Here is a 10,156-nt window from a genome sequence, read left to right as displayed (position 1 = left end):
GCGGATGTCTACGGCGTATGGCGGGTACGCGATGAGGTGGCTAGCTTCCTGGGGCGGCCGCCCTGGTCATTAGTGCCCTGGCCGACGCGCCCGATTGGGGGCAGGCCCAGATAGCTCACGACAAGCTCGTACAGCGTGTGAACCATGGCGGTATGGCCCTTGGGTAAGGGTGCCTGGCTGTTGTACATCGCGTTGAAATGCGCGCTGCGCGCTGCGTACACGCCGAACATCAAGCGCGCTTCCCAGTCAGGGATGGCTACCACCTCCGGAAACCGGCTCAGTGCGGACACCAGCCGGCGCGTGGCGTCGTTTCCCAGGCGACCCACGGGCTCCCAGGCTTTGGGGTCGACCAGCGCACGCTGCAGCACGGCACGGAATACGCCATGACTCTTCTTCTGTACGCGTACGGCCAGGTCCACGAAGGCATTGATGACCTCGTGCGGTGATGCATGCTCGGTCGTGACCTTGGCCAGCAAGTCGTCCGTATCCTGGCGGATCTGGTCGAAGCCGCGTTCCAGCACGGCCTGAATGAAGCCTTCGCGGTCTCCGAAGCGGAAGTACAAGGCGCCAATCGATGTGCCAGCGTATTCAGCCACCGCTTGCATCGACAAGCCCTCAAATCCGTGCGCTTCGAAGTGGGCCAGGCCAGCATCCAGCAGCGCTTTCTCTGTTGCCTGGCTGCGGGCTTGCAGGGCGAGTCTGCGGTTCTTTGGGGGGGCCGCATCTGTCTGGCGATCAGGTCGATCTGATCGTTCAGGCGATGCCTCGGCGCTGCCGATGGGAACATCGAGCATGCTGTGTCTCCCAAATAGAATTCGATTTATGGTTCTATTTATAGTCCTTGTGGCCTATTGTGCAAGCCGGAACTGCGGGCCGGCTGCAATTTCCGGTCTGCCACGCTGTTGGGTCTCTGCCAAACACATTTGGCGTGTTGGCCAAACACGACGGGTAGCTGTCGTCAGCGGCAGAAAATAAAAACCCGCAAGCGTTGCGGGTTTTGAATGCTGGTGATCGTCCCGGAAACGGGGGGGCTATCTTGACGCTGGCCCCGCAGCGCTCTGGGCGCGTTCCCGCTCGACCTTGTCCGTGACATCCCGCGCAACTGCGACTGAGCCGATGGCTTTGCCGTTCGCATCGCTGACCAGCGCGAACGTCATTTCCACGAAGAGTTTGCGTCCGTCCTTGTGGATCGCCTTGGTCAGTGTCGGCTTGCCGGAGAGGCGGGTCTTGCCGGTGTCGATGGCGGCCTGAAATCCCTTCCAGTGCGCGGCCCGCAGGCGCTCAGGGATGATCAGGTCGAGACTTTGGCCTAGCGCCTCGCCCGCGCCGTATCCGAAGAGTTCCTCCGCGGCATGATTCCAGCCCGTGATACGGCCGTCTGGATCGGCAAAGATGAGTGCGTCGGCGAGTTGCTCGAGGATTTGCGCTGCCGTATTCGTTGAAATTGTCATGATTTCATCGCCTTGTGGGGTGGGGGCGCTCGCTCGGCATCGGGCCGTCTGATGCGGCCCGGTTGCCAGTCGATATTCTCCGCTGCAAATCGCAGATGCCTGGGCTTTCTCTCGGGACTATTAATAGTCCGCCAGATGCAGCGCGTGGTCGCGCACGTCAGCGGGCCATCCGCCGATCAGCTCGCGGAGCCGCGATGCATCATTGCTGAACAGCGCGCGCGTAGCTTCTTCAAAGCCGGGCAGATCGCCGCCAATGGCCAGCATGAAGTGATAGGCACGCTCGTGGGCCTGGCGCATCCGGTCTTTCTCGCTGCCCACGCGGCGCGCTTCCTCGACCAGTTTCCTGAGTGCCACGGAGGCGCCACCGGGCTGGCCGGCCAGCCATTCCCAGTGCCGGGGCAGCAGCGTGACCTCGCGCGCCACCACGCCAAGCTTCGGCCGACCGCGGCCTTTGGGCTCGGAGGCTTCCGACGCTTCCAACCCGGCTTCAGAGTCTTTGTTGTGTCGTGTCGCCAGTTGCAAGCGGCTGGCGATCTCTTGTTCCGTTCCCCTGGTATCCACATCCACGGTGCGGCCGGTCGTATCGTCGAAGATCAACACGGGGCCGGTCGTACCCTGTGAGAGCGCATGTTTGACGGCCAGGGCGTTCGCCAGCAAGGGGCCTGTGGCGATACGTTCGTGTCCGTTAAAGCTGGTGTAGGAGGGGGAGGTTGTCATCATCATCGGATGGGTAGCTAGACGATTCATAAATATTATCCGGATAAAATTAAACGTGCAATATTATCCGGATAAAAATATCGTAGCCACGCGATAAGTGCCTTACGTAGCATTTTATGGTGAAGCCTGGAACCTGGCGGAATGCGTTCGAGCACGATCGCCGGCTCCTTATCTCAGCAGAGGCTCAGGCTCACATGTCAGGTCACGAAGGCATCGCACGCATTCGCGACCCGCAGGTCCGTGCCCGGACCATTGAAGGCCTGATTTCCGCCGGGGCTGAAGCCTGACCGGGCAGTCGGCGGGATTCCGGTCTATGCTCTCGCCAGCGGGTGCCGGCAGGCCCCGCCTGGACAATAGCAACGCACGTTCCGTATTCACAGCCAAGGAGCCCACATGGCCCTCTCGATGTACGACGTATCGGTACCCGTATTCATCCGCGCGCTGACCAACCTGTCCGCGATCCTGGAAAAGGGCGCCGCCCACGCGAAGGCGCAGGGAATGGACGCCGCGGAGCTGATCCAGACGCGGTTGATCGCGGATATGGACCCGTTGCCGGCTCAGATCCAGCGCGCGAGCGACGCGGCCAAGGGCTGCGCGGCACGGCTGGCGGGGCTTGAGACTCCCTCATTTCCGGATACCGAGGCGACTTTCCCGGAGCTTCAGGAGCGCATCGCCAAGACCATTGGCTATCTGAAGACGATTCGGCCGGAGCAGTTCGAAGGCAGCGAGACGCGGACGGTGGAGCTCAAGCTGCGCCATGGTCCGATTACGTTCGACGGGAAGAACTACCTGCTTGGTTTCGCGCTCCCGAATTTCTATTTCCATGTCACGACGGCTTACGACATCCTGCGTCACAAGGGGGTACAGATCGGCAAGATGGATTTCCTGGGCGCGCCGCCGCGGTGAGCGATGATGGGTGGCGTCTGCTGCTCGCGGTGGCCGGCGCCAAGGTCGTCATGATTTCGGGTTCTCAGCAAAAACCCTAAGTTCTTGCTACAATCACCGGTTGCCCACCCATCGCATTTTGCTTATTTTTTAGGCAGGCGGGCGATTCCGGACACCCCCAAGACCCAAAACCAACCGCATGACTTACGCCGTCAAGGAAATCTTCTACACGCTGCAGGGCGAAGGCGCTAACGCCGGTCGCGCCGCGGTGTTCTGCCGTTTCTCGGGTTGCAACCTGTGGACCGGTCGTGAGGAAGACCGCGCGCGGGCGGTATGCCAGTTCTGCGATACCGATTTCGTCGGGACCGATGGCACGCTGGGTGGCAAGTACAAGACCGCCGATGAACTGGCGGCAGTGGTGGCGGCCGAATGGCCGCAGGGTGCAGGCGGCAAACCGCTCGTGGTCTGCACTGGCGGTGAGCCGCTGCTGCAGCTCGACGCGCCGCTGATCGGCGCCCTGCACGCGCGCGGCTTCGAGATCGCCATCGAAACCAACGGCACGATCGAGGTGCCTGAGGGTATCGACTGGGTTTGCGTGAGCCCGAAGATGGGCTCGGAACTCGTGGTGAAGAAGGGCGACGAACTCAAGGTCGTGATTCCGCAGGATGGCCAGGATTTCGCGGCATACGAGCAACTGGATTTCCAGTATTTCATGGTGCAGGCCATGGATGGCCCGCTGGCCCGGCAGAATACTGCCGCGGCAGTGGAGTTCTGCCAGCGCCACCCGCGCTGGCGCCTGTCGCTGCAGACCCACAAGCTGCTGGGCATTCGCTGACACATGAGCAAACAAGTTTCGATTACGCGCCGGCTCGAATTCGACGCCGGGCACCGCATCCCAAGCCATGGCGGACAGTGCCGCAACATCCATGGCCACCGCTATCGTCTGGACCTGACGCTGTCCGGCGAAGTCCTGCACCAGGAGGGCGCGCCCGATGACGGCATGATCCTGGATTTCGGCGATATCAAGACGCTCGCCAACGAGCATCTGGTGTCGAAGTGGGATCACGCGTTCCTGATCTATCGTGGCGATACCGCGCTGCTGAATTTCCTGCAGTCGATGGACAACCACAAGACCGTGGTGATCGACAGCATTCCGACCGTTGAAAACCTTGCGCAGGTGGCGTTCGACATCCTGGCGCCGGTCTTCAAGGACTGCTTCGATCATCATCTGCAACTGACCCGCCTGGTGCTGTTCGAGACGCCGAACTGCTGGGCCGAGGTCAGCGCGCCGCTCAGCCTGCCCGCGCAGGACTGACGCGGGACTGACAGGCGCTTCATGGCAGACGTCCCCGTATTTGCCGACCCCGCGGAGCGCGACCGCTTCTACATGGCCGCCGCGCTCGACGAGGCACGGCTGGCCGAAGCGGCCGGCGAGGTGCCGGTGGGCGCCGTGGTGGTGTGGGAAGACAAGATCATCGCGCGCGGCCACAATCTGCCGATCCGTTCGGTCGATCCGTCCGCCCACGCGGAGATGCAGGCGCTGCGCGCGGCGGCCAAGGTGCTGGGCAACTACCGGATGCCCGAGTGCGAGATCTACGTGACGCTCGAACCGTGCCCAATGTGCAGCGGGGCGATTCTCCATGCGCGGCTGCGACACGTGGTATTTGGCGCGACCGATCCCAAGACGGGGGCGGCCGGCAGCGTGGTCGATCTGTTCGCGCAGGCCACGCTCAATCACCAGACCACACTCACGCGAGGCGTGATGGCCGATGAGTGTGGCCAGTTGCTGCGCGACTTTTTCGGGGCGCGCCGCAGGGCGCAGAAAGCGGCAAGAGCCTTGCAGGTCTCGCCAGTGGACGCAGATTCGGGGAAAATTCAGGCTTCAGACCCGAATTCCGAAACATGAGCCAGCCCACCGAAGTCCGCCTCATCGCCTCATCCGGCTACCCTCACGACGTTGCCATTGCCGCCCGCGGCTGTGCCTGGCTCAAGCACCATGGCTACCACGTCAACAATCCCGATGTGCTTGCGCGCCGCTATCTGCGATTCGGCGGTACGGATGCGGAGCGGTTGGCCGATCTCCATGCCATCGGCACAGGTCCCGCGGGGGAACTGACGCTGGCGGTGCGCGGCGGGTACGGCCTGGGCCGACTGCTCGATCGCATCGAGTTCGGGCGCATCGCGGAGCAGGCCAGCGCAAGCGGCACGCCGATCGTCGGTCACAGCGATTTCACCGCGTTCCAGCTGGCCTATCTGGCCAAGGCTGGCGGGGTGTCGTTCGCAGGGCCGATGCTGCTCGCGGATTTCGGCGAGGAACACGTCGATTCGTTCATGTGGCGGCATTTCGAGGGCATCCTGCGCGCCCCGGTCCACGACATCGAGGTCGAAGCGCCCCAGATGGCCGCGCCGGCAACCGTGGAAGGCACGCTCTGGGGCGGCAATCTGGCCATGCTGTGCACGCTGCTGGGCACGCCGTACATGCCGAACATCGACGGTGGCATTCTGTTCCTGGAAGACATCAACGAGCCGCCCTACCGCGTGGAGCGGATGTTGCTCCAGTTGCTGCACGCAGGGGTGCTGGCCCGGCAACAGGCCATCGTGCTGGGCGATTTCTCGAATTACCGCACCACCGACTACGACAACGGCTACAACATGGATGCCGTATTCGACTTTGTGCGCGAACAGTTGCGTATTCCGGTGCTCACGGGCCTGCCGTTCGGCCACTGCCCGCGCAAGCTGACTTTGCCGGTGGGCGGAAATGCGCGGCTGACGGCACGTGCCGACGGATTCGTGCTGTCGCTGTCGGGTTATCCGACGTTGTAAGGCGGGGCTGTAGCCGGAGGGCGCCCAGGGCGGCGACATGCCGCCCGCGACTTACCAGATACCCCCACGAGTGGTAAAATATCTGGTTATTTCCTCATTTCGCTGCGCCGGGCGCCAATGCCTGCCGCGAGCAGTCATCTCAGGGTGCCCACGCGGCACACCGACATTCCAGACAAGGTTCAGACGTGCTTTCTACCGCAAACATCACCATGCAGTTCGGCCCCAAGCCGTTGTTCGAGAATATCTCGGTCAAGTTCGGCGAGGGTAACCGCTACGGCCTGATCGGCGCGAACGGCTGCGGCAAGTCCACCTTCATGAAGATTCTCGGCAGCGATCTGGAGCAGTCGTCGGGCACGGTCATGCTGGAGCCGGGCATCCGTCTGGGCAAGCTGCGCCAGGACCAGTTCGCGTATGAAGACAACCGCGTGCTCGACGTGGTGATGATGGGCCATACCGAAATGTGGGGCGCGGCGAGCGAGCGGGACGCGATCTACGCGAACCCGGAAGCCACCGACGAAGACTACATGCACGCTGCCGAACTCGAGGCCAAGTACGCCGAGTTCGACGGCTACACGGCCGAGGCACGCGCTGGCGAACTGCTGCTGGGCGTGGGTATCCCGACCGATCAGCACCAGGGCCCGATGAGCGAGATCGCCCCGGGCTGGAAGCTGCGCGTGCTGCTGGCGCAGGCGCTGTTCTCGAATCCGGATGTGCTGTTGCTCGACGAACCGACCAACAACCTGGACATCAACACGATCCGCTGGCTGGAAGACGTGCTCAACGAGCGCAACTCCACCATGATCATCATTTCCCACGATCGTCACTTCCTGAACTCCGTGTGCACGCATATGGCGGACATGGACTACGGCACGCTGAAGGTCTACCCGGGCAACTACGACGACTACATGCAGGCGTCGATGCAGGCCCGCGAGCGCCAGGTGGCCGCCAACGCGCGTGCCAAGGATCGCATCACCGAACTGCAGGACTTCGTGCGCCGCTTCTCGGCCAACAAGTCGAAGGCTCGCCAGGCCACGTCGCGCCTGAAGCAGATCGACAAGATCAAGGTCGAGGACATCAAGCCGTCGTCGCGCCAGAACCCGTTCGTGCGCTTCGAGTTCGAGAAGAAGCTGCACAACCTGGCTGTCGAAGCAGAGGACATCACCAAGACCTACGACCGCAAGATCATCAACAATCTGTCGATGGCGATCCAGGCTGGCGAGCGTGTGGCCATCATCGGTGAGAACGGCGCGGGCAAAACCACGCTGCTGCGTTCCCTGCTGAACAACGTGGTGCAAACCGGCGTGCAGCGCGGCGTGGAAGTGGACCGCGGCACGGTCAAGTGGGCCGAGAACGCCAACGTGGGCTACATGCCGCAGGACACGTACGAGGAATTTCCGAACGACCTGAACGTGATGGACTGGATGAGCCAGTGGACCCAGGCCGGCGACGACGACCAGTCGTTGCGCGGCACGCTGGGCCGTCTGCTGTTCTCGGCCGACGATATCAAGAAGTCCGTCAAGGTGCTATCCGGTGGCGAGAAGGGTCGCATGATCTGGGGCAAGCTGATGCTGGGCCGCCATAACGTGCTGGCGATGGACGAGCCGACCAACCACATGGACATGGAGTCGATCGAATCGCTCCAGGTCGCGCTGGACAAGTTCACGGGCACGCTGGTCTTCGTGTCGCATGACCGTGAACTGATCAGTGCTCTGGCCACGCGAGTGATCGAAGTGCGCACCGACGGGCGGATCACCGATTACCTCGGCACGTACGACGAGTACCTGCAATCGCAGGGCATCGAGGCGTAAAGTCGGTAAGCCGGTAATCCGGCGTCTTTCTCCCCTGTCCCGCAACGCGGAGCAGGGGAGCTTCATGGCCCGTGCTACCGCACCGGCGCCAATCCCATCTCCGCCAGCAGCTGATCCAGCTGATCGATGATCGCGCGCGCCGTGATCTCTCCCTTCGCCTTCTGCAGCGCAGCCCCCAGCATGTCACGCAGGGCGGCCAGCTCCACCAGCGTCGCCGCCTTCTCCACCTTGACTTGCAGCATATAGCCGCGCAGGCCGAGGTGATTACCGATCACATCCGTATAGAAGTGATAAAGGCGCTGGTAGCCATCGGGTGCCGGCGTGGCTGGCTGCGCCGATGGCTTTGCCGCGGGCAGGGCGCCCGGGGCGATCGTGGTGTCCGCCAGGACGTCGTCGATGCCCTTGCCATCGGACGTGTTGAACGATGAATAGGCCGCGAACAGATTGGTCTCGGCCGGGGCCCGCTGCGGAGCGGGTTGCGCCTGGCCGGTAGCTGGGCGAACCGTGGCCGTCGCGGTCGACAAGGCAGGCTTCGCGCCCGTGGCAGCCGGTATTGGCTCGATCAGTCCGAGTGCCAGCAGCGTGTCCAATGCTTCCCCGGCCACGCCCAGGGCGCCGACTTGCGCCACTAGCTCCGACTTGGCGCGCTCCCCGTTCACGATCAGCAGTAGCGCACGCAGTTTCTGATCCAGTTTTCGTTCGCGCGTGCGAATTTCTTCCTGTCCTGCCTCCGTCTTGCGAAAGATCGGATCGACCATGCCCCGCTCCTTGTTGTTTTGTTCTGTCTTGTTTTGTTATGTACCGGCCGCCCGACGCATACCCTCCCAAAGTCTGGTATGTGGCCGATAATCGCCGTCTCGATGTCAGCTGGAGCTTGCGGCACAGGAAATTCGAAACCGCAAACCGCTCTACAATGTGGTGCACCACGAAAGTAACAAAAAATATTGCAACCGCCGATTCACCTAACGAGAACTGTGGCCATGCAACAACGAGACAAACTTTTCATCAATGGTAGCTGGGTGACCCCCCACGGCACGGGGTTCATCGATGTCATTCATTCCGCCACCGAAGACGTCATGGGCAAGATCCCCGAAGGGGACGCGCGTGACGCCGAGAACGCCATCGCTGCCGCGCGCGCGGCATTTGATGCCTGGTCGGCCACGCCGCCGTCCGTGCGCGCTGATTACATCCGCAAGATTGCCGAAGGCCTGAAGGCGCGTAGCGAGGAGCTTGCGCAGATGATCGCGGGCGAAGTCGGCATGCCGATCAAGCTGGCCCGCGCCATCCAGGTGGGCGGCCCCGTCTACAACTGGGGCCAGGCCGCGGCGCTGCTCGACCAGTTCGCGTTCGAGGAGCAGGTGGGCAATTCGCTGGTCGTGCGCGAGCCGGTCGGCGTGGTCGCGGCCATCACGCCCTGGAACTATCCGCTCAACCAGATCACGCTGAAGGTGGCGCCGGCATTGGCAGCGGGCTGCACCGTCGTGCTCAAGCCGTCCGAAGTGGCGCCGCTCAACGCCTTCGTGCTGGCTGAAGTGATCGAGACCGCGGGGCTGCCGCCGGGCGTGTTCAACCTGGTGACCGGCTATGGCCCCGTGGTCGGCGAGGTGCTGGCGAGCCATCCCGATGTCGACATGGTGTCGTTCACGGGTTCGACCCGTGCCGGCAAGCGCGTCTCGGAACTGGCCGCGCAATCCGTCAAGCGCGTGGCGCTCGAACTCGGCGGCAAGTCGGCGTCGGTGATCCTCGACGATGCGGACCTGCCGACGGCCGTCAAGGGCACCATCGGCGCCTGCTACCTGAACTCGGGGCAGACCTGCTCGGCGCACACGCGCATGCTTGTGCCGCGCAGCCGCTACGAGGAAGTCAAGGCCATCGCCGCGAAGGTGGTGGAAGGCTTCACCGTTGGCGATCCGCTGGCCGACACGACGAAGCTGGGACCGCTGATCTCGGCGGTGCAGAAGGAGCGCGTCACCGGATATATCCGTCGCGGTCTGGACGAGGGCGCGGAACTGGTGGCGGGAGGGCCCGATACGCCGGCTGGTCTGGACCGTGGCTTCTTCGTCAAGCCGACCGTCCTTGGCAACGTCGATCCGAAGGCCACCGTGGCGCAGGAGGAGATCTTCGGGCCGGTGCTGTCCGTTATCTGCTATGACACCGAAGACGAGGCCATCCGCATCGCCAACGACAGCATCTACGGCCTGGGCGGCGGTGTCTGGTCGGGTGACGAGTCGCGCGCGATCCGCGTGGCACGCCGTATCCGTACCGGCCAGGTGGACATAAATGGCGGCCCGTTCAACATGAACGCGCCGTTCGGTGGCTTCAAGCAGTCCGGCAACGGGCGTGAAGGTGGCAAGTTCGGGTTGGAGGAATTCCTCGAGTACAAGTCGCTGCAACTCAAGAAGCCCGCCTGACCGAGGACGAGTTCGTCGTATCATCAATGCCCGGCATGTCCGGGCATTTTTTATTTCTGTC

Annotated in this window: 11 protein-coding genes; 7 read left to right on the top strand and 4 right to left on the bottom strand. The window is 63.0% G+C overall.

Annotated elements, in window-relative coordinates; all coding sequences use genetic code 11:
- Window positions 1-8: 8 nt before the first annotated feature.
- The 3 genes from D769_RS22290 to D769_RS22280 form a co-directional block, all read right to left on the bottom strand.
- Entirely contained in the window at window positions 9-794 is a 786-nt protein-coding gene (locus tag D769_RS22290; RefSeq protein WP_008649710.1) for a TetR/AcrR family transcriptional regulator, read from the bottom strand.
- A gap of 237 nt (window positions 795-1,031) precedes the next feature.
- Window positions 1,032-1,451: a PAS domain S-box protein gene (locus tag D769_RS22285; protein ID WP_008649708.1), complete on the bottom strand. Its 420-nt coding sequence runs from the start codon at window positions 1,449-1,451 to the stop codon at window positions 1,032-1,034.
- A 120-nt stretch (window positions 1,452-1,571) separates the two neighbouring features.
- Window positions 1,572-2,168, bottom strand: a complete 597-nt coding sequence (locus tag D769_RS22280) for a DUF2239 family protein (protein WP_081596848.1) — start codon at window positions 2,166-2,168, stop codon at window positions 1,572-1,574.
- Between the two features lie 393 nt (window positions 2,169-2,561).
- Here D769_RS22280 and D769_RS22275 point away from each other — a divergent pair, with 393 nt between their 5' ends.
- The 6 genes from D769_RS22275 to D769_RS22250 all read left to right on the top strand — a co-directional run bounded on the left by D769_RS22275 (window position 2,562) and on the right by D769_RS22250 (window position 7,684).
- Window positions 2,562-3,074: a DUF1993 domain-containing protein gene (locus D769_RS22275; protein ID WP_008649704.1), complete on the top strand. Its 513-nt coding sequence runs from the start codon at window positions 2,562-2,564 to the stop codon at window positions 3,072-3,074.
- Between the two features lie 178 nt (window positions 3,075-3,252).
- Window positions 3,253-3,888: a 7-carboxy-7-deazaguanine synthase gene (gene queE / locus D769_RS22270; RefSeq protein WP_008649702.1), complete on the top strand. Its 636-nt coding sequence runs from the start codon at window positions 3,253-3,255 to the stop codon at window positions 3,886-3,888.
- 3 nt (window positions 3,889-3,891) lie between these two features.
- The gene (locus D769_RS22265; protein WP_008649701.1) at window positions 3,892-4,368 is read left to right on the top strand and encodes a 6-carboxytetrahydropterin synthase; all 477 of its coding nucleotides are present in this window, start codon (window positions 3,892-3,894) and stop codon (window positions 4,366-4,368) included.
- Between the two features lie 21 nt (window positions 4,369-4,389).
- Window positions 4,390-4,959, top strand: a complete 570-nt coding sequence (tadA, locus tag D769_RS22260) for a tRNA adenosine(34) deaminase TadA (RefSeq protein WP_008649700.1) — start codon at window positions 4,390-4,392, stop codon at window positions 4,957-4,959.
- The gene (gene ldcA / locus D769_RS22255) at window positions 4,956-5,876 is read left to right on the top strand and encodes a muramoyltetrapeptide carboxypeptidase (RefSeq protein WP_008649698.1); all 921 of its coding nucleotides are present in this window, start codon (window positions 4,956-4,958) and stop codon (window positions 5,874-5,876) included. The genes tadA and ldcA overlap by 4 nt, the downstream gene beginning before the upstream one ends.
- A gap of 185 nt (window positions 5,877-6,061) precedes the next feature.
- Window positions 6,062-7,684, top strand: coding sequence for an ABC-F family ATPase (locus tag D769_RS22250; protein ID WP_008649697.1), 1,623 nt, complete (start codon window positions 6,062-6,064; stop codon window positions 7,682-7,684).
- Between the two features lie 74 nt (window positions 7,685-7,758).
- On the opposite strand, the gene D769_RS22245 is transcribed toward D769_RS22250, so the two are convergent.
- Window positions 7,759-8,442 carry a hypothetical protein gene (locus D769_RS22245; RefSeq protein WP_008649696.1) on the bottom strand — a complete coding sequence of 228 codons (684 nt, stop codon included), beginning with the start codon at window positions 8,440-8,442 and terminating at the stop codon, window positions 7,759-7,761.
- Between the two features lie 222 nt (window positions 8,443-8,664).
- Here D769_RS22245 and D769_RS22240 point away from each other — a divergent pair, with 222 nt between their 5' ends.
- A complete protein-coding gene (locus D769_RS22240; protein ID WP_008649695.1) occupies window positions 8,665-10,095 on the top strand; it encodes an aldehyde dehydrogenase family protein in 1,431 nt (476 codons plus the stop codon).
- Window positions 10,096-10,156: the final 61 nt, after the last annotated feature.

The organism is Cupriavidus sp. HMR-1 (assembly GCF_000319775.1).
In the GTDB taxonomy this organism is placed as follows: Bacteria; Pseudomonadota; Gammaproteobacteria; order Burkholderiales; family Burkholderiaceae; genus Cupriavidus; species Cupriavidus metallidurans.
Note: the sequence above shows the minus strand (reverse complement) of the source record. Positions and strands in the feature narration are given on the sequence as shown.

Excerpts from the sequence above, each read along its gene's own strand:
- D769_RS22290 (WP_008649710.1), bottom strand. The coding sequence starts at position 794 with ATGCTCGATGTTCCCATCGGCAGCGCCGAGGCATCGCCTGAACGATCA.
- D769_RS22285 (WP_008649708.1), bottom strand. The coding sequence starts at position 1,451 with ATGACAATTTCAACGAATACGGCAGCGCAAATCCTCGAGCAACTCGCC.
- D769_RS22280 (WP_081596848.1), bottom strand. The coding sequence starts at position 2,168 with ATGACAACCTCCCCCTCCTACACCAGCTTTAACGGACACGAACGTATC.
- D769_RS22275 (WP_008649704.1), top strand. The coding sequence starts at position 2,562 with ATGGCCCTCTCGATGTACGACGTATCGGTACCCGTATTCATCCGCGCG.
- queE (WP_008649702.1), top strand. The coding sequence starts at position 3,253 with ATGACTTACGCCGTCAAGGAAATCTTCTACACGCTGCAGGGCGAAGGC.
- D769_RS22265 (WP_008649701.1), top strand. The coding sequence starts at position 3,892 with ATGAGCAAACAAGTTTCGATTACGCGCCGGCTCGAATTCGACGCCGGG.
- tadA (WP_008649700.1), top strand. The coding sequence starts at position 4,390 with ATGGCAGACGTCCCCGTATTTGCCGACCCCGCGGAGCGCGACCGCTTC.
- ldcA (WP_008649698.1), top strand. The coding sequence starts at position 4,956 with ATGAGCCAGCCCACCGAAGTCCGCCTCATCGCCTCATCCGGCTACCCT.
- D769_RS22245 (WP_008649696.1), bottom strand. The coding sequence starts at position 8,442 with ATGGTCGATCCGATCTTTCGCAAGACGGAGGCAGGACAGGAAGAAATT.
- D769_RS22240 (WP_008649695.1), top strand. The coding sequence starts at position 8,665 with ATGCAACAACGAGACAAACTTTTCATCAATGGTAGCTGGGTGACCCCC.